The 23,345-nt window shown below is 33.3% G+C and carries 22 protein-coding genes; 15 read left to right on the forward strand and 7 right to left on the reverse strand.

Annotated features, from left to right (window positions below; all coding sequences use genetic code 11):
• Positions 1-7 precede the first annotated feature (7 nt).
• The 15 genes from ligA (at position 8) to FNW52_RS08665 (ending at position 15,999) form a co-directional block, all read left to right on the forward strand.
• Positions 8-2,017 (forward strand): NAD-dependent DNA ligase LigA, encoded by a 2,010-nt coding sequence (ligA, locus tag FNW52_RS08595; RefSeq protein WP_143377051.1) that lies wholly within the window; start codon positions 8-10, stop codon positions 2,015-2,017.
• The gene (locus tag FNW52_RS08600) at positions 2,007-2,720 is read left to right on the forward strand and encodes a hypothetical protein (RefSeq protein ID WP_143377052.1); all 714 of its coding nucleotides are present in this window, start codon (positions 2,007-2,009) and stop codon (positions 2,718-2,720) included. The genes ligA and FNW52_RS08600 overlap by 11 nt, the downstream gene beginning before the upstream one ends.
• 296 nt (positions 2,721-3,016) lie before the next feature.
• Entirely contained in the window at positions 3,017-3,535 is a 519-nt protein-coding gene (locus tag FNW52_RS08605; RefSeq protein WP_143377053.1) for a hypothetical protein, read from the forward strand.
• A gap of 8 nt (positions 3,536-3,543) precedes the next feature.
• Positions 3,544-4,431, forward strand: a complete 888-nt coding sequence (gene dapA / locus FNW52_RS08610) for a 4-hydroxy-tetrahydrodipicolinate synthase (protein WP_143377054.1) — start codon at positions 3,544-3,546, stop codon at positions 4,429-4,431.
• Between the two features lie 131 nt (positions 4,432-4,562).
• Entirely contained in the window at positions 4,563-5,357 is a 795-nt protein-coding gene (locus FNW52_RS08615) for an outer membrane protein assembly factor BamD (RefSeq protein WP_143377055.1), read from the forward strand.
• An 8-nt stretch (positions 5,358-5,365) separates the two neighbouring features.
• Positions 5,366-5,683, forward strand: a complete 318-nt coding sequence (locus FNW52_RS08620; protein ID WP_116761231.1) for a DNA-directed RNA polymerase subunit omega — start codon at positions 5,366-5,368, stop codon at positions 5,681-5,683.
• 8 nt (positions 5,684-5,691) lie between these two features.
• The gene (gene coaBC, locus FNW52_RS08625) at positions 5,692-6,903 is read left to right on the forward strand and encodes a bifunctional phosphopantothenoylcysteine decarboxylase/phosphopantothenate--cysteine ligase CoaBC (RefSeq protein ID WP_143377056.1); all 1,212 of its coding nucleotides are present in this window, start codon (positions 5,692-5,694) and stop codon (positions 6,901-6,903) included.
• Entirely contained in the window at positions 6,896-7,777 is an 882-nt protein-coding gene (locus FNW52_RS08630) for a DUF4835 family protein (protein WP_143377057.1), read from the forward strand. Before coaBC ends, FNW52_RS08630 begins: the two co-directional genes overlap by 8 nt.
• 50 nt (positions 7,778-7,827) lie before the next feature.
• Complete coding sequence (gene recN / locus FNW52_RS08635) at positions 7,828-9,480, forward strand: DNA repair protein RecN (protein ID WP_143377058.1); 1,653 nt, start codon at positions 7,828-7,830, stop codon at positions 9,478-9,480.
• Positions 9,481-9,571: 91 nt separating this feature from the next.
• Entirely contained in the window at positions 9,572-10,762 is a 1,191-nt protein-coding gene (gene fabV, locus FNW52_RS08640; RefSeq protein ID WP_143377059.1) for an enoyl-ACP reductase FabV, read from the forward strand.
• A 166-nt stretch (positions 10,763-10,928) separates the two neighbouring features.
• Positions 10,929-11,735, forward strand: a complete 807-nt coding sequence (locus tag FNW52_RS08645) for an enoyl-ACP reductase (RefSeq protein WP_143377060.1) — start codon at positions 10,929-10,931, stop codon at positions 11,733-11,735.
• Between the two features lie 310 nt (positions 11,736-12,045).
• A complete protein-coding gene (locus FNW52_RS08650) occupies positions 12,046-13,044 on the forward strand; it encodes a glycosyltransferase family 2 protein (protein WP_143377061.1) in 999 nt (332 codons plus the stop codon).
• 1 nt (position 13,045) lies between these two features.
• Positions 13,046-13,642, forward strand: a complete 597-nt coding sequence (coaE, locus tag FNW52_RS08655; RefSeq protein WP_143377062.1) for a dephospho-CoA kinase — start codon at positions 13,046-13,048, stop codon at positions 13,640-13,642.
• A 59-nt stretch (positions 13,643-13,701) separates the two neighbouring features.
• A complete protein-coding gene (locus tag FNW52_RS08660; protein WP_143377063.1) occupies positions 13,702-15,288 on the forward strand; it encodes a sensor histidine kinase KdpD in 1,587 nt (528 codons plus the stop codon).
• 3 nt (positions 15,289-15,291) lie between these two features.
• Positions 15,292-15,999 carry a response regulator transcription factor gene (locus FNW52_RS08665; protein WP_143377064.1) on the forward strand — a complete coding sequence of 236 codons (708 nt, stop codon included), beginning with the start codon at positions 15,292-15,294 and terminating at the stop codon, positions 15,997-15,999.
• Positions 16,000-16,037: 38 nt separating this feature from the next.
• Here the strand turns inward: FNW52_RS08665 and FNW52_RS08670 are convergent, their stop codons facing one another.
• The 7 genes from FNW52_RS08670 to FNW52_RS08700 form a co-directional block, all read right to left on the reverse strand.
• A complete protein-coding gene (locus FNW52_RS08670) occupies positions 16,038-16,778 on the reverse strand; it encodes an acyl-[acyl-carrier-protein] thioesterase (protein WP_143377065.1) in 741 nt (246 codons plus the stop codon).
• An 82-nt stretch (positions 16,779-16,860) separates the two neighbouring features.
• Positions 16,861-17,793: a tRNA (adenosine(37)-N6)-dimethylallyltransferase MiaA gene (gene miaA, locus FNW52_RS08675; protein ID WP_143377066.1), complete on the reverse strand. Its 933-nt coding sequence runs from the start codon at positions 17,791-17,793 to the stop codon at positions 16,861-16,863.
• Positions 17,794-17,971: 178 nt separating this feature from the next.
• Complete coding sequence (locus tag FNW52_RS08680) at positions 17,972-19,333, reverse strand: exonuclease domain-containing protein (protein WP_143377067.1); 1,362 nt, start codon at positions 19,331-19,333, stop codon at positions 17,972-17,974.
• A 60-nt stretch (positions 19,334-19,393) separates the two neighbouring features.
• On the reverse strand, positions 19,394-20,068 hold the full coding sequence (locus FNW52_RS08685; protein ID WP_143377068.1) for a YggS family pyridoxal phosphate-dependent enzyme: 675 nt from the start codon (positions 20,066-20,068) through the stop codon (positions 19,394-19,396).
• Positions 20,069-20,087: 19 nt separating this feature from the next.
• Positions 20,088-21,314, reverse strand: coding sequence for a DUF1015 domain-containing protein (locus FNW52_RS08690; protein ID WP_143377069.1), 1,227 nt, complete (start codon positions 21,312-21,314; stop codon positions 20,088-20,090).
• Between the two features lie 77 nt (positions 21,315-21,391).
• Positions 21,392-22,279: a 3-hydroxyacyl-CoA dehydrogenase family protein gene (locus tag FNW52_RS08695; protein WP_143377070.1), complete on the reverse strand. Its 888-nt coding sequence runs from the start codon at positions 22,277-22,279 to the stop codon at positions 21,392-21,394.
• Between the two features lie 85 nt (positions 22,280-22,364).
• Entirely contained in the window at positions 22,365-23,330 is a 966-nt protein-coding gene (locus FNW52_RS08700; RefSeq protein WP_143377071.1) for a Gfo/Idh/MocA family protein, read from the reverse strand.
• Positions 23,331-23,345: the final 15 nt, after the last annotated feature.

A 23,345-nucleotide genomic window follows, 5' to 3' on the forward strand; every position in this document is an offset into this window, starting at 1 on the left:
AATTATAATGGAAAATAATATACTGCAAACCCTTCAATCGCTTCGCGACGAACTCAATCTTCACAATCATAATTATTATGTGCTGGATGCTCCTACATTGTCTGATTATGAGTTTGATATAAAATTAAAAGAACTTCAAGATTTAGAAAATCAACACCCCGAATTTTTTGATGCTAATTCACCGACACAAAGGGTGGGTGGGGCAATCACCAAAAATTTTGAAACAATTCCTCACGATTACCGTATGTATTCGCTGGATAATTCCTATTCGAAAGAAGATTTGATTGATTGGGAAAACCGCATTCAGAAAGTTCTAGGAAATATTCCTTTAGAATATACCTGTGAATTGAAGTATGATGGAGCGTCTATAAGTATTACATATGAAAACGGAAAATTAAAACGTGCAGTAACTCGTGGAGATGGTTTTCAAGGGGATGACGTGACCAATAATATAAAAACAATCAAATCGATACCTTTGCAGTTAAAAGGGAATTATCCCGATTATTTTGCAATTCGAGGTGAAATTATTTTACCTTTTGCTGGATTCGAAAAAATGAATCAGGAATTAATTGAAATCGGAGAAACTCCCTATTCCAATCCAAGAAATACTGCCTCGGGAAGTTTAAAACTACAAGACAGTGCCGAAGTTGCCAAACGACCTCTGGACTGTTTGCTTTATTTTTTAATTGGTACCAACTTACCTTTTTCTTCTCAATTTGAAGGCTTGGAAGCTGCCAGAAGTTGGGGTTTCAAAGCACCTACAGAAGCTAAATTGGCAAAAAATCTAGAAGAAGTTTTTCAGTTTATTGAATATTGGGATATACATCGCCATGAATTGCCTTATGAAACCGATGGGGTGGTAATAAAAGTGAATGATTTTCGTCATCAGGAAGAGCTGGGATACACTGCTAAATCGCCTCGCTGGGCAATTGCTTATAAATTCAAATCGGAGCAAGTAGCAACACGATTGAATTCGATTTCGTATCAAGTGGGAAGGACAGGTGCTATTACGCCAGTAGCCAATCTTGAACCTGTGCAACTGGCAGGAACCATTGTGAAAAGGGCTTCTTTGCACAATGCCGATCAGATCGAAAAATTAGATATTCGAGTAAACGATACCGTATTTGTAGAAAAAGGAGGGGAGATAATTCCAAAAATCATAGCGGTTGATTTAAGTAAACGTCCTGATAATTCAGAACCTACTGAATATATAACTCATTGCCCGGAATGTAATACCCAATTAATCCGTGGGGAAGGGGAAGCCAATCATTATTGCCCTAATTTTTATGGATGTCCTCCACAAATTATAGGGAGAATTCAGCATTATATTTCTCGAAAAGCAATGGATATAGAAGGGCTGGGAGGAGAAACAGTAGCCTTGCTTTTTAATAATGGATTGGTACATAATTATGCCGATTTGTATGAATTGACAGTAGAGCAAATTCTGCCTTTGGAACGAATGGCGCAAAAATCGGCGGAGAATTTAGTAAAAGGGGTTGAGAATTCTAAAAATATTCCTTTCGAAAGCGTTTTGTTTGCTTTGGGCATTCGATTTGTTGGCGAAACAGTAGCCAAAAAGTTAGCCAAGCATTATAAAAATATCGATGCCTTACAACAGGCGACTCTTATGGATTTGATCTTGGTAGATGAAATTGGAGAGCGAATCGCCCAAAGCGTCATTGCCTTTTTTGAAAATAATGAAAATAGAATGATTATCGAAAGATTAAAAAGTTACGGCATACAATTTGAAATTGTCGAAAAGATAAATCCAAATGCAACGGAGAAATTCTTAGGGAAGATTTTTGTGGTTTCGGGTGTTTTTTCTACTTTTTCAAGAGATGAATTGAAAAAAATGATTGAAGATAATGGTGGGAAAGTGGGAAGCTCAATATCTGCTAAAACTGATTTTGTTGTCGCAGGAGATAATATGGGGCCCGCCAAGTTAGAAAAAGCAAACAAACTCAATGTGCCCATAATTTCGGAGGCTAATTTTATAAAAATGTTAGATGAAAGCTAGTACTCCATCACTTATTTTATTTTTTGTAGCTTCTTTTTTTGCACTTTTATTTAAAGTGTTAGAGTATAATTCTTTTGTGCTTTATGTTAAATCGATTATAATTCCTTCTTTGTTTATTTATTATTTTGTTTCAAATAATTACAGGGTAACACTTATAAAAGCATTAATTTTTTTGTTATGTTTTATGAGAGAAGTTTTTGTTTTATTGAATAGTAAAGAATCTTCAATGGGGTCTTTCCTATGTATTCTTTTTGTCTATTTAATATTGTTGGTTTTATCACTTAAGGACTTTAGGGACTTGAAATTCAATTATAAAGACAGTACTTCAATTCTAATTTTAGTTTTATTATTGGGTACTATTTGCTATTCTGTTTTAAACTTGAAGTTTGAAAGATTAGCTCTTAGTTTTTCACTATACGTCATTTTTGGAGTCGTTTTGAGTCTTTTGAGTGTTGTTGTATTATCAAATTACATTAAAAACGAAAGCTATGTTTTTGTTAATTCAATGATGATGTGTGTGTGTTTTATTATTACGGACATTTTCTTCGTTGTTTATAATTTTTATTTTAACCTCTATATATTTAGTTTGATTAGTGTTATCACACAGGTTTTGTCTTATTTCTTTATGGTAAAATATTTTATTGCAAAGGATCAGATAAAAGCGGATTTAGATAAAAATGAGAATCAAGTGTTGGATTTGTAGCTTTTTGATTCACATTAGTAATTGGATTTTCTATCAGCTGTTTTTTTTAACCGACACTTAATTTCAAAGTAGAAATTGATTACTTTTCGTAATGTTAAATTTGTCAGTCAACTTTAAACCTATTTTTGGTTTAGTGTTTCTAATGGTTTTGAATGGACTCCTCTTAGGGTCCTACTGGTAGTTGTAAAAAAAAGTGTTAAGAATATAACAAAAAGTTTCAAAACGTCATTATACTTTTTTAGATTTACCATCTCAAATGCAACTTAATTAATTAAATTTGTAATCCTAAAAGTACTATGTTTTTAAATTACATAAAGAGGATATTAGTAAAGAAAGCTTTAAAAAACAGTATACGAAATGTTAAGGCGGATGATCTAAGGAGTCCTGTAAAAACAGTTGGTTTACTTGTTGACGAGAGTTGTTTTTTGAATGTAAATTACTTAATAAAAGAAATTGTTGCTAACGGAATAACCGAAAGTAATATTAAAGTTATTGCTCACAGGGATATTTTGAAAAAGAATGAAGTGTATTTGCATCCTACTTTTGGATTAAATGATGTTAATTTTAGAGGGAATGTAGAATTACAGTCAGTAAAGGAGTTTGTTTCAGAAGAATTTGATTTGTTAATCAATTATTATGATGTTGAGAAGCCTGTTTTGTTGCTCTTGACAAATAATTCAAAGGCTATATTCAAGGTTGGTTTTTCATCGATTGATAAAAGATTAAATCATTTGATGATTACTAGTAATGTTGAGAATTACAAGGTTTTTATCCATGAATTATTTAGATACTTAAAAATATTAAACAAAATATAATTTAAATTATGCAATCATTAATAGGAACAGGAGTTGCCCTAATCACACCATTTAAAGCAGATTTTTCAATCGATATTGATGCTTTAAAAAGAATTGTAAATTTTTCGATTGATGGAGGTATTGAATATCTTGTTGTGCTTGGTACAACTGCAGAAAATGCTACTTTGTCACAAGAGGAAAAAGAACTGGTAATTCAAACGGTAATAGAGGTCAATGCGGGGAGATTGCCTTTGGTTCTGGGTGTGGGAGGAAATAATACATTAGAGGTAGTAGCGGAGCTAAAAACAAGAGATTTGTCTAGTTTTGTGGCTATACTATCTGTTTCGCCTTATTATAATAGACCTACTCAAGAAGGTATTTATCAGCATTTTAAAGCGGTTTCAGAAGCATCGCCAATTCCAGTGATTTTATATAATGTTCCAGGAAGAACGGCAAGTAATGTGTTGCCTGGCACTGTTATTAGATTAGCAAATGATTTTGAAAACATTGTTGCTATAAAGGAAGCAGCCGGAGATATGGTTCAAGCCATGCAATTATTAAAAAATAAACCTAAAGATTTTCTTGTAATTTCTGGAGATGATATGATTGCTTTGCCTATTGTTTTGGCGGGAGGAGCTGGAGTTATATCGGTAATTGGACAAGGTTTTCCGAAGGAGTTTTCTGAAATGATTCGTCTAGGATTGAATAGAAAAGTAGATGATGCTTATAAATCTCAGTATTTATTGTCAGATTGTATTGATATGATTTTTGAACAAGGAAACCCAGCAGGGATAAAAGAGGTGTTTAAAATTTTAGGAATCGCCGAGAATGTGGTGCGTTTACCACTGGTTACAGTAGACGAATCTTTATCAAATCGATTAAGTGTTTTTGTGAAGAATATTGATAAAAACACTTAAAAAGTACTTGTTTTTTTTATACAAAGAAATATTTTGTAATCGCTAAATTAATAACTAAATTTGCCACCAAAACTTTGGTGCCGTTTTATTGTGGATTTAAATTATCCAATAAAATAAATATAAGTAAAAAAATGAAAAAAATAATATCTGTATTGCTTGTTGTTCTCTTTTTTTGCTCTTGTAGTGAATACCAAACGGCATTAAAAACTGAAGATGTAGCAATAAAGTTTGAGCTAGCAACGAAATTATACGATGCTGGGAAATACACAAAAGCCATTAGACTTTTTGAACAAATGGCATCCGCTTATAGGGGAAAACCGCAAGGTGAAAAATTGTTTTACATGTATGCTCAATCGTGTTATAAAACGAAACAGTATTATATCGCTGGATATCAATTTGATAGTTTTGTTTCGGGTTATCCGAAAAGTGAAAAATCCGAAGAATGTGCTTATTTAGGAGCGCAAAGTTACTCGATGTTATCACCAGTTTATTCTATAGATCAAACGGATACATTCAAAGCGATAGAAAAGATACAAGGATTTATTGACCGCTATCCAAACTCTAAATACATTGCTGAAGCCAATGCGACTTCTAGAAAATTAAATGATAAAATTGAACGCAAAGTGTATGAAAACGCTTTAGAATACAATAGAATTTCAAATTATAAATCAGCTATTATTGCTTTTGATAATTTTATTGCAGACTTCCCGGGAACTCCTTACAAGGAGAAAGCGTTGTATTTTAAATTTGATTCCGCTTATTTGTTAGCCATAAATAGTGTTCCTTCTAAAATGGAAGAAAGACTAAATAGCGCAAAGACATACTATTTGAATTTGGTTAAGTTTAGACCTAATACGGAATACAAAACTAAAGTGGATGAAATGTCTGCAAAAATTGATTTAGAATTACAAAAATATAATAAATAAATAAAGTCATGGATTTAAAAAAGACAAATGCTCCAGTAAACACAATAACTTACAATAAAACAGTTATTGAAGAACCTACTGGAAATGTGTATGAGGCGATAACAATTATGGCTAAAAGAGCAAATCAAATTAATTCTGAAATCAAAAAAGAATTGACTGAGAAGCTAGAAGAATTCGCTACTTATAACGATAGTTTAGAAGAAGTTTTTGAAAACAAAGAGCAAATCGAAGTTTCTAAATTTTATGAAAAACTTCCAAAACCTCACGCATTAGCTGTTCAAGAATGGTTAGATGGTAAAATTTACCATAGAGACGCAAATAAATAATCTATATAATGTCAGTTTTAAGCGGAAAAAAGATTTTGCTAGGAATTTCTGGCGGAATTGCTGCATATAAAACGGCTACATTAGTTAGACTTTTCATAAAAGCAGGTGCACATGTCCAAGTGATAATGACACCTGCTTCTAAGGATTTTATAACCCCACTTACCTTATCAACTTTATCTAAAAACCCTGTATTTTCAGAATTTTATAATAAAGATGAAAAAAATGAGGAATGGAATAGCCATGTTGAATTAGGCCTTTGGGCAGATTTTATGGTTATTGCTCCGGCAACTGCCAATACGTTGTCGAAAATGGCAAATGGATTGTGTGATAATCTATTGATCGCCTGTTACTTGTCTGCCAAATGTCCTGTTTATTTTGCGCCAGCAATGGATTTAGACATGTACATTCATCCTTCTACCGTTGAAAGTTTTAAAGCTTTAAAAGGATTTGGGAATATAATGATTCCAGCAGAAAATGGTGAACTTGCTAGTGGTTTGTCTGGTGAAGGTAGAATGGCAGAGCCCGAGAATATCGTTTCTTTCTTAGAGGCGGATCTCGAAAGCAAATTACCCCTAAAAGGGAAAAAAATACTAATAACGGCTGGTCCAACCTATGAGGCAATAGATCCAGTTCGTTTTATAGGGAATCACTCTTCGGGTAAAATGGGTTTTGATATCGCTCAAAGTGCCGCCAATTACGGCGCTACAGTTGTATTGATTTCTGGCCCCACACATTGTAAAATAAATCATCCTTTGGTGCAATTAATTCCGGTGGTTTCTGCGCAAGAAATGTATGACGCTTGCCATAACTATTATGCTGATGTAGATGTGGCGATTGCCGCTGCTGCAGTAGCCGACTATAAGCCTAAAAGCGTTGCAAATCAAAAGATTAAAAAAGCGGCCGATGATTTTACAATCGAGCTTGAAAAAACCAAAGATATCCTTGCTTCTCTTGGGGATTTAAAAAAGAATCAATTTTTAATAGGTTTTGCTTTAGAAACCGAAAATGAAATTGAAAATGCTAAAGCAAAAATCCAGAAAAAAAACTTAGATTTGATAGTTCTTAATTCCTTACAAGATCAAGGAGCTGGTTTTGGAAAAGCAACCAATAAGGTTACCTTTATTGATAGCTCTTTTCAGGTAGAACCAATGGATTTGAAATCTAAGGAAGAAGTGGCAGATGATATTATAAACAAGGTAATAGTGCACTTTTATGGTTAAATATGTTTTATTTTTATTGATGTGGTGTGGCTTTATTCAAGCGCAGCAACTGAATTGCACGGTAACGCTGAACACCCAAAAAGTGAATAATGCTAACCAGCAAGTTTTCAAAACTTTGGAAACGGCATTAAATGAATTTGTAAATAAAACAGATTGGACAGGGCAAACATTGTCCCAAAAAGAAAAAGTCGATTGTACCATGTTTATTACGATTTCAAGTTATTCATCAGATCAATTTGTTGCCAATATACAAGTGCAGTCCTCAAGAAATATATATAATTCATCCTACTCGTCTCCGGTATTAAACTTGAATGATAAAGATTTTACCTTTAATTATACCGAGTTCGAAAATTTAACGTACACCCCAACGAGTTCTGATTCTAATCTGATTTCTGTTGTTTCTTTTTATTGTTATATAATATTAGGGTTGGATGCTGATACCTTTATTCCTTTGCACGGGAATAAATATTATGGAGAGGCATTAAATATTTCAAACGTAGCGCAACAAGGAGGAAGTAAAGGATGGAAACAATCCGATGGTCCGATAAGTAGATATACTTTAATAAATGACTTATTATCTCCTACCTTTAATGATATACGACTATCAATTGCGCAATATTATACGGGCTTGGATATAATGAATCTAGATCAGAAAAAAGCTAAGGAAATGATAAAAGGAGCTTTAATGAATTTGGCAAAATTAAATGATACAAAGCCAAATTCTTATTTATTGCGAATCTTTATGGATTCGAATTCAGATGAAATTGTTTCTATTTTTTCTGGCGGACCCAGCATTACAATTACAGATTTGGTTGATAGTTTGAATAAAACATCACCAATGAACTCTAGCAAATGGCAATTAATTAAATATTAATTTTAGCATTAGTATTTTAATTAAACCAATTTATCCTTAAACCAATATAAATGATAACTTCTCTGTCGATAAAAAACTATGCTTTAATCGAAAAATTAGCCATCGATTTTTCTAAAGGCTTTTCAATAATTACGGGCGAAACGGGTGCTGGTAAATCGATAATATTAGGTGCATTAGGTTTAGCGTTAGGTAAAAGAGCCGACTTGACTTCGTTAAAAAACAAAGAAGAAAAATGTGTGATTGAAGCTCATTTTGATATTTCAAAGTATAACTTGCTTCCGTTTTTTGTCGAAAATGATTTAGATTTCGAAAATGACACCATCATTCGAAGAGAAATATTGCCTTCCGGAAAATCTAGGGCATTTGTAAATGATAGTCCTGTAAACCTTCAAGAGTTGCAAGAGTTGAGTTTGTATTTAATTGATATTCACTCCCAACAACAAACTCAAGAATTGTCTGATGAGAATGTACAATTTAAAATTATTGACGCTATTGCGAATAATCAAGATATAATTTTAGAGTATCAATCTTTTTTAAAAAAATACAAATCAGATAAGTCTAAATTAAATGCCATGCTCAAAAGAAAAGCAGAGGCATCAAAAGAGCAAGAATACAATACTTTTCTTTTAAATGAATTGGTATCGGCAAAATTAAAATCGGGAGAGCAAGAAACGCTCGAATCCGATTATGAGCAGCTAAACAATGTGGAGATTATCAAAGAATCTCTTGATAAATCTTTGGCTATTGCCAATGAGGAACAAATAGGTGTTTCTCATAATTTGAATGAAATTAAAAATGCTATCCAAAAAGTAGCTGTTTTCTCTTTAGATTATAATTTGTTGTTTGAAAGAATTACAAGTTTAAAGATAGAATTTGAAGATATAGCAATTGAATTAAACCGTTGTACTGAGAAATTGATTAATGACCCAGAACAATTGAATTTAATTAATCAAAAGTTGCAACTTATATACAATCTCCAAAAGAAACATCAAGTACTTTCGGTTGATGAATTAATAGCGATTCAAACTAATTTAGAAAATTCAGTTTTAGAGTTAGGAAATCTCGACGAAGAAATTGAAAGTGTATCTAAAGCAGTGGAGGAGAGTATAGCGAAACTGGATTTAATTTGTGATGCAATCCATCAAAATAGAACAACCGCTATTCCAATTTTAAGCGAAAAATTAGTTGCTATTTTAGAGTCTTTGGGAATGCCAAATGTGCGTTTTAAAATGGAATTAAATAGAACTCCGACTTATTTTGAGAATGGAAAAGACGAATTGCAATTTTTAATTTCGGCGAATAAAGGAACCGATTTTGGGTTGCTGAAGAAAGTGGCTTCTGGAGGGGAAATGTCAAGAATTATGCTTGCTGTAAAAGCAATTTTGGTACAATATTCAAAATTACCCACCTTGATTTTTGATGAAATCGATACGGGGGTTTCAGGAGAAATCGCCAATAAAATGGGAGAGATTATGAAAGAAATGAGTGCTGAAATGCAAATATTTGCCATAACCCATTTACCTCAAATAGCGGCCAAAGGATCGGAACATTTCAAGGTGTTTAAAATGACGGTTGGGGAAGACACCCAATCAGAATTGAAATTATTATCCGGTGAAGAACGCATCACAGAAATAGCGCAAATGTTGTCCGGAACCGTTATTTCGGATTCGGCCTTAAATCATGCAAAAGCCTTGTTGAACTAAATAATTGGCCTATATTTGCCCATTCAATTTTAAAACGTAAAACATTCAATTAATTTAAAAATTTATAATATAAATTAACGTATAGACTAATATGATTATAGAACCAAGAATGAGAGGATTTATTTGTTTGACAGCCCAACCCAAAGGATGCGAACAAAGTGTTAAAAATCAAATTGAATATGTAAAATCAAAAGGAACTATAGCAGGCGCTAAGAAAGTATTGGTGATTGGAGCTTCGACAGGTTTTGGTTTGGCTTCAAGAATTACAAGTGCTTTTGGTTCGGATGCTGCCACTATTGGTGTATTTTTTGAAAAAGAACCTTCAGAAGGTAAAACAGCTTCTCCGGGTTGGTATAATTCGGCTGCTTTTGAAAATGAAGCTCATAAAACAGGATTGTATGCAAAAAGTATCAACGGAGATGCCTTTTCGAATGAAGTAAAAAGACAAACCTTAGATCTTATTAAAGCCGATTTAGGTCAAATTGATTTGATTATATACAGTCTTGCTTCACCAGTAAGATTAAATCCAAATACAGGAGTTTTACACCGTTCTGTTTTGAAACCTATTGGAAGTACTTTTACTAACAAAACGGTTGATTTCCACTCAGGAAAAGTTTCTGATATTTCTATAGAACCTTGTAATGAGGAAGATATTGCCAATACGGTTGCCGTAATGGGCGGCGAAGATTGGGCTATGTGGATTGATGCTTTAAAAGCTGAAAATCTATTGGCTCCTGGAGCTACAACTGTTGCTTATTCATACATAGGGCCATCATTAACAGAGGCGGTTTATAGAAAAGGAACAATTGGTCGTGCCAAAGATCATCTAGAGGCTAGTGCATTTACTATTACGGATAGTTTGGCTGATATTAATGGTAAAGCTTATGTTTCTGTAAATAAAGCTTTGGTAACTCAAGCTAGTTCTGCAATACCAGTTATTCCGTTGTATATTTCTTTATTGTATAAAATAATGAAAGAAAAAGGAATTCACGAGGGATGTATTGAGCAAATTCAACGTTTGTACCAAGCAAGATTGTATACAGGAGAGGCGATGATTACCGATGATAAGGGAAGAATCCGTATTGATGATTGGGAAATGCGTGAGGATGTCCAGGCTCAAGTTGCAAAACTTTGGTTGGAAGCTACAACTGATAATTTGGCTGAATTAGGAGATTTAGAAGGATACAGAAGTGATTTCTATAATCTGTTTGGTTTTGGATTTAATGGTGTAGATTATAAAGCAGACACAAACGAAATGGTTGCTGTTCCAAGTATAGGATAATTAGCAAATCCTATTTTTATAATTAAAAAACACCTTATTACTTGATGGTTTGAAATCAAGAAAATAAGGTGTTTTTTTATAGTATAATTTGTAGCTATTCAGCCTAATCACTAAAAGCTATTCACTAATCACTGAACGGATTACTATAATTTTAAAAACAAATTTTATGTACAATTTATTAAAAGGGAAAAGAGGAATTATTTTTGGCGCTTTAGATGAAAATTCTATAGCTTGGAAAACGGCAGAACGTGTTCATACAGAGGGAGGTGTTTTTGTTCTTACCAATGCTCCAGCGGCGATGCGATTAGGAAATATAGAGACACTGGCCGAAAAGATAGGGTGTCAAGTTATTCCTGCTGACGCTACTTCGGTAACTGATTTGGAGTTGCTGGTTGATAAAGCGGTTGAAATTTTGGGAGGTAAAATTGATTTTGTTTTGCATTCTATTGGAATGTCCGTTAATGTTAGAAAAGGAAATCACTATACCAATCAGAATTATGAATATACGGAGAAGGGGTGGAATGTATCTGCAGTTTCTTTTCATAAACTCATGCAGGTTTTGTATAAAAAAGACGCGATGAATGAATGGGGAAGTATCATTGCATTGTCCTATATGGCAGCGCAACGTGTTTTTCCGGATTATAATGATATGGCCGACAATAAAGCGTATCTGGAATCGATTGCGCGTAGTTTTGGATATTTCTTCGGAAGAGATAAAAAAGTAAGAGTGAATACCATTTCGCAATCTCCTACAGCCACTAGAGCGGGGCAAGGAGTCAAAGGATTTGGTGGTTTTATGGCCTTTGCAGATAAAATGTCTCCATTAGGAAATGCTACCGCAGCAGAATGTGCCGATTATGTAGTGGTTATGTTCTCTGATATGACTCGAAAGGTGACTTTGCAAAACTTATTGCACGATGGCGGATTCTCCAATATGGGAGTGAGCCAAGAGGTTATGGAAATGTTTGAATAAATAAATGAAAAGTCCAGATTATATAATAAAAACATTATTTCAGGCAGTAGTTTTTAGTCGCGGTCGCAGTTGTCAGAGTTGTCTGTAAACATTGTATTTTGCTTTCTTAACGATATTTGTATAAAAGATAGTCTGTTTGAGTACTTTTTTAAAATCAGTACCTTTTTTGGACTGAAAACTGCGACTGAAAACTGAAAACTTCCTGAACGGCTATAAACCATCAGATAAATTTTGATGGTTTTTTTGTGGATAAAGAGTACCTTTGCCGAAATTTTTAAAACAAAAAAATATTTAATACCTCAGTTATATTATGTTGTTTTCTTTAATAATCCCTGTTTATAATCGTCCCGATGAAGTTGATGAACTATTAGAAAGTTTATCAAAAACTACTTATGACCAAATTTTCGAAATTGTACTTGTAGAAGATGGTTCTACATTGAGATGTCAGGATGTCGCTCAAAAATATGGAGATAAATTGGATATTTCTTATTATTACAAAGAAAATTCAGGCCCTGGCGATTCCAGAAACTATGGGATGAAAAAGGCTAGGGGGGATTATTACATTATATTCGACTCGGATTGTATTATTCCAATCACCTATTTATCAGAAGTTGACAAAGCATTAAAAGAAAATTATGTGGATTGTTTTGGTGGTCCGGATAAAGCCTTGGATAGTTTTTCGGATATTCAAAAAGCAATCAATTTTGCCATGACTTCTTTTTTGACGACTGGCGGAATAAGAGGAGGTTCAGAAAAAATCGGGAAGTTTCAACCCCGAAGTTTTAATATGGGATTGTCGAGAAAAGCATTCGAAGCCTCCAAAGGTTTTGGAAATATTCATCCAGGAGAAGATCCGGACTTGTCTATTCGTTTGTGGAATTTAGGATTTGAAACTCGTCTTTTTCAAAATGCATTCGTGTATCATAAAAGACGAATTGATTGGGAAAAGTTTTCTATACAAGTCAGCAAGTTTGGAAAAGCCAGGCCAATTCTCAACAGTTGGTATCCTCAATATAATAAATTAACTTTTTTCTTTCCCACGTTTTTTATAATAGGATTTTTTGTATCTTTAATATTATTGGTCTTTAATCAAGATTTTCTTCTTAAATTTTATTTCGGTTACTTTTTGGCATTGTTTTTGCTTTCTTCTATTCAGAATAAGAGTATTAAAATTGGTTATTTGTCAATCATTGCAGTTTGGAAACAGTTTTATGGGTATGGTACTGGATTTTTGGAATCTTATATAAAAGTGATTCTATTAAAACAGAACCCACAAGAAGCATTTCCAGGATTATTTTTTAAAAACTAGTATGACAAAAATTATCGGTTTAACAGGAGGAATTGGTAGTGGTAAAACAACAGTCGCACAACTTTTTTCATCCTCCGGGGTTCCAGTTTATATAACGGATCTAGAAGCTAGAAATTTGATGCAATCCGATGATGTTTTAGATCAAATTAAAAAAGTATTCGGAACAGCTGTGTTTGAAAAGGGTGTTTTAATCAGGGAAAAGTTATCCGAAATTGTATTTAATGATGCTAATAAATTAGCTCAACTTAATGGAATTGTACACCCCGCTGTTAAGATGCATTTTAAACAATGGCTTTTGGTACATAAAAAAGATCCGTTTATTATTTATGAAAGTGCAATTTTATTTGAAAGTGGTAGTTATAAAGAGTGTGATTTCGTAATAAATGTTGTGGCACCGCTTGAAATAAGAATTCAAAGGGTCATAGAAAGAGATAAAACCACTCGAGAAAAAGTATTGGAAAGAATAAAAAATCAATGGAATGATGAACAAAAATCATCAAAAAGTGATTTTATTATAGAAAATGTCAGTATAGAGGATGTAAAGTTAGATATTGTTAAAATTCTTAATTTTTTAGGAATTAATCAAATCAAGTCTTAAATGTTAATCTTTGGTTAATGCATTATTTACTATATTGTTAAAATACTAATTTTGCTTAAATGAATAAACTATTTTTTAGATTGCTTGTAATGTTAATGAGTTTGTCTCTAATTGGGATAATACTGGTTCAAGTGTATTGGTTTAATAATTCGTTTAAAAATAATGATGAACAATTTAAGTTTCATGTTAAACAAGTAATTGGTAATGTTGCTGATAAACTTCAAAATAGAGAAGCTTATAGTTTTTATGATAAATACCATAAATTAAACGATAAGGAAGGTAAAACATCAGAGAAAGAAGATGTTTTGCAGTTTTATTGGGTTCAAAAAAACACTAAAACCAATCAAACAATAGTTCATACTAACATTGTTAATTCTGAGAAGTATGATATTAATCCGTCATTTGATAATAATAGTAAAGATGGTGATTTAAAGTTTAGAAGTTTTAGTTCAAAAAGTACTACATCAGTTTACAATAATAATGGAGTTGATAATTCAGGTTTGCAAAACAGTTTAATTCCTGATATTAAAATTGAAAAATCTGGAAATTTAGGAATTCTTCAAGACGCAGAATTCGAAATATCGTACAAAGAAGTAGCTTCTGCAATGCCACTTGAAGAAAGGGTTTCAACAGAAGTTTTGAGAGGTCTAATAAAAAAAGAATTAGAAGAATATGGTGTAAAAACCAAATTTGAGTTTGGTATTTATAGTAATGGAATTGCAACAAAAGTAAAATCGGATGATTTTAAATACGATAAGGATGCTACTTATTCTATACCAGTTTTTACTGATAATGAAGGAAATGAAAAGTACAAATTGCTAGTTACTTTTCCTCATAAAAAGAAATTTTTATTATCTGAGTTGGTAAGTATTACGATATTGTCTATAATATTTACTTTAATTATAATAATTGCGTATACAAGTGCTTTGAATCAGTTGATACGTCAAAGGCAAATTTCAGAGATTAAGACGGATTTTATCAATAACATGACGCATGAGTTTAAAACCCCCATCGCCACTATAAATTTAGCTTTGGATGCCATACGAAATCCGAAGATAATTGATGATAGGGAAAAGGTATTTAAGTATCTTGAAATGATTCGGGACGAAAATAAACGAATGCATGCCCAAGTAGAGAATGTATTGCGAATATCTAAATTAGAAAAGAAAGAATTAAATATTATCAAAGAATCAACAAATATTGAAGAGATAATAAATGATGCCATAGAACATGTTAATTTGATATTAGAAGATAGAAACGGTAGTGTAAATCTTCATTTTGGAGCTTTAAGAAAAACAGTGTTGCTAAATGACGTGCATTTTACAAACGTAATTGTAAATATTTTAGAAAATGCTATAAAATATTCTCCAGATGTTCCTGAAATTGATATTTATACTGAGAATATCAAAGACATGGTTATCATTAAAATAAAAGATAATGGGGTTGGTATGAGTAAAATAGCTCAGAAAAGAGTTTTTGAAAAATTTTACAGAGAGCATACGGGTGACATACATAATGTAAAAGGTCATGGGTTAGGGCTTGCTTATGTAAAGAGAATTGTAGAAGACCATAACGGTCAAGTATATGTAGAAAGTGAAAAGGGAAAAGGAAGTACCTTCATTATAAAATTACCATTAATAAATTAAAATATGGAAAACGCGAATAAAAAAATACTGCTAGTTGAAGATGACCTTAATTTCGGTGCCGTACTAAAAGATTATTTAATGCTAAATGATTTTGAAGTTGTATTAGCTAAAAATGGTATGGAAGGTTTTGAAAAATTCAAGAAAGATACTTACGATTTATGTATTCTTGATGTTATGATGCCATATAAAGATGGGTATACCTTAGCTAAAGAGATTAGAGAAAAAAACAATGAAGTACCTATAATTTTCCTTACTGCAAAAACAATGAAGGAAGATGTGTTAAAAGGGTACAAGGCTGGTGCTGATGATTATTTAAATAAACCTTTTGATTCTGAGGTGTTATTAATGAAAATTAATGCTATCATTCAGAGAAAATCTTCTGATGTAAAAACTGAAGCGGTTCAATTTGAATTTAACATTGGTAAGTTTCACTTGAATTCAAAACTTCGTTTCTTGACATTTGACGAAGGCGAGCCTGTTAAGTTATCTCCAAAAGAGAATGAGTTACTTAAAATGTTAATACTTCATGAAAATGACTTAATGCCAAGAGAATTAGCTTTGACGAAAATTTGGAGAGATGATAATTATTTTACTTCTAGAAGTATGGACGTTTACATCGCCAAACTTAGAAAATACTTAAAACTAGATGAGAATGTTGAAATTCTTAATATTCATGGTGAAGGTTTTAGATTAGTTGTAAAAAACAAATAGCCCATAAAAAAAGCTTCGATTGATTTCGAAGCTTTTTTTTATTCCCAATTGAGTTGTAAAGCAAAACATGTTTTGTCTTCTTTGGTGATGCTGAAAATAGTATTGGTGTCGTTTATGTATTCATGAATGGTTACCTTATCCTTAAGCGATAACTCTTTTAAGAAATTCATCTCGAAGCTTTTGATCTCTTGGGATAAAATTTTATTCTCATCAACCAAATCCAAACACCATTCGAGGTATTTTACGTTATTGGTATGGTTTACAATGTCTAAATCAGATAAAAAGACGGTTCTCTCAAATACCATTTCTTTTTCGTGGGTTAGGTTTATTTTTGAAAAACCAGATGCTGTTGCTTTGTCTTCAGGATATAATTCAAAATGTTGGTAGGGTAGTGCCAAGGGTTCCGGTCTGCGTATTTTGGTATTAAAAACCGCCCAAAACGTTTCAGAGCCTACTATTTTTTTTTCATTCACATACATTTCCAGTGCCCTTACGGAACGCGAATTTTCTAAGGAATTAATCCACGTTTTTACGGTAACAACGTCTCTCCATTTGGGTAGTTCAGTAATTTCTACGCGCATTCTGCTCAAAACCCAAGCTTGATTGAATTCCTGCATATCAGTAAAACTAATACCTCCCACTTCGGAGTGTGCTGCAGCGGTTAATTGTAGTAAATTGCACAAATCAGTATATTTTAGATAGCCATTTGGCGTACATTGTGTAAAGTTAATTTCCCAATCTTTACTTAAAACGGAGGTGAAATTTGGATCTATCGGCATGGAGTGGATGATTTAAGATTTAAGAATTATGATTTTTGGATTTTAGAAAAGAGAACATAGAGAAGAGAATATAGATTGGAATTTAAATTTTAGATTTTGGAATTTGTTTTTCAATATACTTTATGATTTCTGTACGATTGGTTAAATAATCAAACCATTTGGTGTTTTCTTTTCGTTTGAACCAAGTGAGTTGGCGTTTGGAAAATCTTCTGGTGTTTTTTTTGATTTCCTCTATGGCAAAGGGCAATGTAAATTCTCCGTCCATATAGCTGAATAATTCTCTATAGCCAACGGTTTGCAAGGCGTTTAGTTCTTTGTTTGGATATAGTTTTTCGGCTTCCGCCAAAAGTCCTTCGTTGAGCATGATCTCTACGCGTTGGTTTATTCGATCATAAATAACACTTCTATCTGCTTCTAAGCCAATAATTATTGGAGTGAAGTTACGGTTGTTTTTCTTTTGGTTTAAAAAAGAAGAATATCGTTTTCCGGAACCAATACAAACTTCTACAAATCGCATCATCCGTTGTGGGTTTTGCAAAGTTTGTGGGTTTTCGGATGTTATTGATTTGAAATATTCAGGGTCTAATGTCTCTAGTTGTTGTTGCAAATACTCGATTCCCAGTTTTTCATATTGAGAATTTACGTTTTCTCGAATAGAGGGGTCTATAGTTGGAAATTCATCGAAGCCTTTTAAAATAGCATCAACATACAATCCAGATCCCCCAACGAGTACAACGTAATCATTGTTTAGGAACAATTCTTCAATTTTTGAAAGGGCTTCTTTTTCGAAATCGCCTACGGTGTAATTGTCAAAAATGGATTTGTTTTGAATAAAATGGTGCGTTGCTGCTGCCAATTCTTTTGGGGTAGGCACCGCAGTACCGATAGTCATTTCCTTGAAAAACTGTCGGCTGTCACAGGAAACGATTTCGCAATTATAGTGATTGGCCAAGTCAATGCTCAGGGCGGTTTTTCCTATGGCTGTAGGTCCCACTATGGTAATTAAATACTTCATATTCTTTTTTTAGCCCAGATGGTAACGAAAACCCCGGAGTTATTCTAGTCTGTTTTTCTTGGTATAAAAGAGCGACTGGAAGAAGCTCCTTTTATGCCTTAGAAAAACGGCTAGAATAATGAGGAGTTGTAGTGTACAGCTGGATTAGCTCCTAATTATTTGGTTTACTATTTTGGAATTAAAAATTAATGATTTTTAGGACTCTATGCTTTTTTAAATAGCCTTGAATATAAGATCTTGTGTCTCTATTATTGGGCATAGGAACTAAGATGTTTTTTAGTATTTCTGGGGTATGAATTTGATAGTTTAAATCATAAAATGCATAGCCTTTGTATATTCCTTTTTCGATTAATATTGCGCTGTGTTCTCCTGTTTTTCTGCCTTTGTCAACGATAATCATGCTTTTATTGTCGAAAAGGTTTTTGTCAATAAAAACTTGAACTCTGGAATTGTATTCTTCGGGAGTTATTTTTTCGATACAAGCGCCATCGCATTCATTGATTGCGAATTGGGAACAAGCATTTTTTGAATCCGAAAGACCAGTTAGTTTTGGACACAATTGATAGCTTGTTGTAATGCGAATAAGAGCTGCTTTTCCTTCCTGTTGATTTACAAATGCAGTGATTTCTTTTTTACGGCCATCTGCTTTTTGAAGTTTTAAATTCAAGTAGCCATTTTGGTCTTTTTCGGCATAAATAGCCCAAGAAAACGTGTTTTTGCGTGCCATTCGGTTGTAAATGGGACGATTTTTCTTTATTTCTTCGGATTCTTTTAACAAAGCAATCAATTCGCTTCCCGTTTCTTCATAGGTTACGGTAAATACCTCAGATTGGATTTTCTTGGCACTTCTTGTAATTCCTGTAAAATGCTGATTGACCCTTTTTTTGATGTTTTTGCTTTGACCAATAAAGATTATTGAACCATCTTCCTGATGAATGTAATAAATTCCTGTTTTGGAGGGTAGGCTCTCTATTATGTCTAATAATTTGGTAGGAATACCTTTGATGACTTCAAACTTGATGAGCTCTTTTACAATTGTTTTTTCGAGATCTTTGTCCAATAGCATTTTGAATAATTTCACTGTCGCCATAGCATCTCCGCTGGCTCTGTGTCTGTCGGCCATAGGAATACCTAAGGCACGTACTAGTTTCCCTAAGCTGTGCGAGGGTTGCTCGGGTAATAAACGTTGCGATAATTCTACCGTGCAGAGGGTTTTTATATTGAAATCATAACCCAAACGACGAAATTCGGTACGTAGGATTCTGTAATCAAAAGAGGCATTATGAGCCACAAGAACGCAGTCTGAGGTCATCTCAATAATACGTTTGGCTACTTCAAAAAACTTTGGAGCGCCACGAAGCATTTCATTATTTATGCCAGTAAGTTTGACAACAAATGGCTGAATGGGAATTTCGGGATTGATTAAACTAATAAATTGATCTACAATTTCGTGTCCATCAAATTTATAGATAGCAATCTCCGTTATTCCTTCTTCGTTAAATTGTCCTCCTGTGGTTTCTATGTCGAGTATTGCGTACAAAATTCAGTGTTCAGTTTACAGTTTTTAGTATTCAGTTTTAAATCTGAGATCAAAATCTAATTATCGTCCTCCAAAGATACTACTTCCAATCCGAACCATCGTGCTACCGCATGCAATGGCTAGTTGGTAATCGCCGGACATTCCCATGGATAATGTTTGAGGAATTGTATTGGTTGAGACGCGATAAATCGCGTCTGTACCTCGCAATTCATCAAAAATCGATTTCAAATGTGTGAATTCTTTCTTAATTTGGTTTTGATTATCCGTAAAAGTAGCCATTCCCATTAGGCCTACAATTCGGATGTTTTTCATTTTTAAAAAAGAATCGGATGATAGGAGTGAAGCTAGTTCTTCTTCGTCAAGACCAAATTTCGATTCTTCTTCTGCTATGTATATTTGGAGTAAACAATCAATAACTCGATTGTTTTTTAAGGCTTGTTTATTGATTTCTTCTAATAATTTCAAACTATCCACGCCATGAATCAAGCTCACGAAAGGAGCCATGTATTTGACCTTATTGGTTTGTACATGTCCAATCATGTGCCATTCGATATCCTTGGGCAACTGTTCCCATTTATCGACCATTTCCTGGATTTTGTTTTCGCCAAAAATACGTTGACCAGCATTATAGGCTTCCATCAAATCTGGAACGGGTTTGGTTTTGGAAACCGCCACCAAGGTCACGTGTTCTGGGAGGGTTGATCTTATAATCTGTAAATTTGCAGCTATTGACATTTTCTAAATCTTTTAATTTTTAAATCCCCAGTTCATAAATCACTAATCCACTTCGGAATTTTGGTTCGATATAAGTGCTTTTTGGAGGCATAACCAAGTTAGTATCGGCTAAGTCTTTTATTTCCTGAATATTGGAGGGGAACATGATGAATCCAATTTCAAATTCTCCTTCATCTACTTTTCGTTTTACTTCTAGCATGGATTGTTTCCCGGATATGTATTCAATTCGTTCGTCATTTCTAAGATCTTGAATGTTTAAAAGAGGCGATAGTATTTTCTTATAAAGAATTTGGGTATCCAAAGATTCTAAAGCGGTTTCAAAAACACGATGCTCCGGTCTCAAAATCAGACTATAAAAATCATGGTCAAGATACATTCCGAATTGGTGTTTCTCAATTGGTTGAAACGGTTGCTGATTTTTGATTTCGACAATAAAATTCTCATTCAATTTCTGGATAAAATCATCTTTAGACAATCCATTCAAATCTTTTATGAGTCGATTGAATTCATATATTTTGATGTTGTTTTCAGAAATTAAATAGCTTAACAGATAGTCTTTTGCTGTGTTTTTTGGATCCTTATTTTCTTCCGATAATAATTTAGAAGCTTCGGATCTATGGTGACCATCAGCGATATATAAATTTTTTATTTTTTCAAAAATCCCTTGTATCCAGTTGATTTCTAATTGATCGTCAATTTTCCATAAATAATGAATTTCTTTCTTTGTGGTCGAAAATTCAAAATCGGCTAGTTTTTGGGTGCAATTATAAATCCAATTCTCAATCGTTTTGTTATCGGGATAAGTCATTAAAACGGGTTCTGTGTTGAACTCCGAATAATTCATGTACTCTTTTAGCAATCGAACTCTAAAAGCGAGAATATCTTCATGTTTTTTGATGACATCATTGCGGTAATCTTCAATGCTTGTACCCACTATTATTCCTGTGAAAGAATGCGTTTTGGTTACAATTTTATGGATATAAATAGCAGGTTTTTTATCTTTGACTAAAACGAAATCATTTTTGAATTCCTGATATTTCTGAGATACCTGTTTGTATCGTTTTTCATAGGAAACCGTTTCCTGATTGGAATAGGCTGGCTTTAAAATATGCAAAAAAGATAGTGGATTAAAATCCAACTGTGCCGCCAACTCAGCATTTATGTATTCTTCATACGAACGACACGTAACAAGACATACTTTATCACGCGTTGGTCGAACTGCTTTAAAAGGGACTATTTTTGCCATATTTTATAGTTTTTAGTCTCAGTCACAGTTTTCAATTCATCGCTAGATTTAAAACTGTGACTGAAAACTACAGCTTTTTAAATAAACTGTTTTGAAATTTTATCAGCCTTTTTACTTTCGCTATAATCATAAAAACCCTCTCCAGATTTCACTCCCAGTTTTCCTGCTCTTACCATGTTTACTAATAAAGGACATGGAGCATATTTTGGGTTTTTGAAACCGTCGTACATTACGTTTAAGATCGCAAGACAGACGTCAAGACCAATAAAATCAGCTAGTTGTAAAGGTCCCATTGGGTGTCCCATTCCTAATTTCATTACAGTATCGATCTCATAAACGCCAGCTACTTTGTTGTACAGCGTTTCAATTGCTTCGTTGATCATGGGCATCAAAATTCTATTGGCAACAAAACCTGGATAATCGTTTACTTCAACAGGTGTTTTTCCTAGTTTTTCAGACAAAGTCATGATGGTTTTTGTCACTTCGTCACTGGTATTGTAACCACGAATGATTTCAACCAATTTCATAATAGGCACAGGATTCATAAAGTGCATTCCTATTACACGTTCTGGATGTGTCACTACGGCACCAATTTGAGTGATGGAAATCGAAGAAGTGTTTGTTGCTAATATTGTATTGTGTGAACACGCTTCGTTTAATTGCTTGAAAATATTGAGTTTTAAATCTACATTTTCAGTAGCGGCTTCTACAACCAAATCTACACCAACAACACCGTCTTTGATGTCTGTATAGGTAATAATATTGGTGATGGTTTTGGCTTTGTCTTCTTCGGTTATGGTTCCTTTAGAAACCATTCGATCCAAATTGGCCGCTATGGTTGCCATTCCTTTGTCCAAAGACTTTTCGGAAACATCGATTAATTTAACAGTAAATCCACTTTGTGCAAAAGTATGAGCAATTCCGTTACCCATAGTTCCAGCTCCAATTACAGCAATAATTTTCATTTTGTTATTTTTTAAGTTAAAAAAGTTTAAAATTTAAAGACCAATGACTTTAAACCTTAAACTTTAATTTGATTTATTGAGTTATTTATTTTTTAAAACAATCTATAATTTGATACGCCACTCTTAAAGCATCTGTTGCTTGTTCTAGTGTAACCACAGGAGTTGTATCATTTGTAATGGCATCAGCAAACGATTCTAATTCGTCTAGGATGGCATTATTTTGTTCAACATCTGGATTAGAGAAGTAAATTTGTTTTTTTACCCCTTCGGCATTTTGTAAAATCATGTCAAAATCTCCAGGTATTTCAGGAGCATCTTTCATTTTAACGACTTCACATTTTTTTTCTAGAAAGTCAACAGAAATATAGGCATCTTTTTGAAAAAATCGTGACTTACGCATGTTTTTCATCGAAATTCGGCTTGCGGTTAAGTTGGCCACACAACCATTTTCGAATTCAATTCTAGCATTGGCAATATCTGGGGTGTCACTTATTACAGAAACACCACTTGCATTGATGTTTTTTACTTTAGAATTAACTACGCTCAAAATAGCATCGATATCATGGATCATTAAGTCTAAAACTACAGGCACATCGGTACCACGCGGATTAAACTCGGCCAATCGATGTGTTTCGATAAACATGGGATTTACAATCATGTTTTTGGTAGCGATAAAGGCAGGATTAAATCTTTCGACATGTCCTACTTGACCTTTTACATTATATTCGTTGGCCAATGCAATGATTTCTTCGGCTTCTTCAACGGTATTCGAAATGGGTTTTTCTATAAAAACGTGTTTGCCAGATTTAATGGCAACTTTGGCACATTTATAATGAGAAAGTGTTGGAGTAACAATGTCTATTACGTCAACCGCATGAATCAGAGTTGCGATGGTGCTAAAATGTTTATAACCAAATTCTTTTGATATTTTTTCGGCGTTTTCTTGATTGGGGTCATAAAAACCAACTAATTCATACTTTTCGGATTGTTGTAATAAACGCAAATGTATTTTACCGAGATGCCCTGCACCCAATACTCCAATTTTCAGCATAATAATGATGTTTCT

Source organism: Flavobacterium sp. ZT3R18 (genome assembly GCF_007097385.1).
In the GTDB taxonomy this organism is placed as follows: domain Bacteria; phylum Bacteroidota; class Bacteroidia; order Flavobacteriales; family Flavobacteriaceae; genus Flavobacterium.

Excerpts from the sequence above, each read along its gene's own strand:
- ligA (WP_143377051.1), top strand. The coding sequence starts at position 8 with ATGGAAAATAATATACTGCAAACCCTTCAATCGCTTCGCGACGAACTC.
- FNW52_RS08600 (WP_143377052.1), top strand. The coding sequence starts at position 2,007 with ATGAAAGCTAGTACTCCATCACTTATTTTATTTTTTGTAGCTTCTTTT.
- FNW52_RS08605 (WP_143377053.1), top strand. The coding sequence starts at position 3,017 with ATGTTTTTAAATTACATAAAGAGGATATTAGTAAAGAAAGCTTTAAAA.
- dapA (WP_143377054.1), top strand. The coding sequence starts at position 3,544 with ATGCAATCATTAATAGGAACAGGAGTTGCCCTAATCACACCATTTAAA.
- FNW52_RS08615 (WP_143377055.1), top strand. The coding sequence starts at position 4,563 with ATGAAAAAAATAATATCTGTATTGCTTGTTGTTCTCTTTTTTTGCTCT.
- FNW52_RS08620 (WP_116761231.1), top strand. The coding sequence starts at position 5,366 with ATGGATTTAAAAAAGACAAATGCTCCAGTAAACACAATAACTTACAAT.
- coaBC (WP_143377056.1), top strand. The coding sequence starts at position 5,692 with ATGTCAGTTTTAAGCGGAAAAAAGATTTTGCTAGGAATTTCTGGCGGA.
- FNW52_RS08630 (WP_143377057.1), top strand. The coding sequence starts at position 6,896 with ATGGTTAAATATGTTTTATTTTTATTGATGTGGTGTGGCTTTATTCAA.
- recN (WP_143377058.1), top strand. The coding sequence starts at position 7,828 with ATGATAACTTCTCTGTCGATAAAAAACTATGCTTTAATCGAAAAATTA.
- fabV (WP_143377059.1), top strand. The coding sequence starts at position 9,572 with ATGATTATAGAACCAAGAATGAGAGGATTTATTTGTTTGACAGCCCAA.
- FNW52_RS08645 (WP_143377060.1), top strand. The coding sequence starts at position 10,929 with ATGTACAATTTATTAAAAGGGAAAAGAGGAATTATTTTTGGCGCTTTA.
- FNW52_RS08650 (WP_143377061.1), top strand. The coding sequence starts at position 12,046 with ATGTTGTTTTCTTTAATAATCCCTGTTTATAATCGTCCCGATGAAGTT.
- coaE (WP_143377062.1), top strand. The coding sequence starts at position 13,046 with ATGACAAAAATTATCGGTTTAACAGGAGGAATTGGTAGTGGTAAAACA.
- FNW52_RS08660 (WP_143377063.1), top strand. The coding sequence starts at position 13,702 with ATGAATAAACTATTTTTTAGATTGCTTGTAATGTTAATGAGTTTGTCT.
- FNW52_RS08665 (WP_143377064.1), top strand. The coding sequence starts at position 15,292 with ATGGAAAACGCGAATAAAAAAATACTGCTAGTTGAAGATGACCTTAAT.
- FNW52_RS08670 (WP_143377065.1), bottom strand. The coding sequence starts at position 16,778 with ATGCCGATAGATCCAAATTTCACCTCCGTTTTAAGTAAAGATTGGGAA.
- miaA (WP_143377066.1), bottom strand. The coding sequence starts at position 17,793 with ATGAAGTATTTAATTACCATAGTGGGACCTACAGCCATAGGAAAAACC.
- FNW52_RS08685 (WP_143377068.1), bottom strand. The coding sequence starts at position 20,068 with ATGTCAATAGCTGCAAATTTACAGATTATAAGATCAACCCTCCCAGAA.
- FNW52_RS08690 (WP_143377069.1), bottom strand. The coding sequence starts at position 21,314 with ATGGCAAAAATAGTCCCTTTTAAAGCAGTTCGACCAACGCGTGATAAA.
- FNW52_RS08695 (WP_143377070.1), bottom strand. The coding sequence starts at position 22,279 with ATGAAAATTATTGCTGTAATTGGAGCTGGAACTATGGGTAACGGAATT.
- FNW52_RS08700 (WP_143377071.1), bottom strand. The coding sequence starts at position 23,330 with ATGCTGAAAATTGGAGTATTGGGTGCAGGGCATCTCGGTAAAATACAT.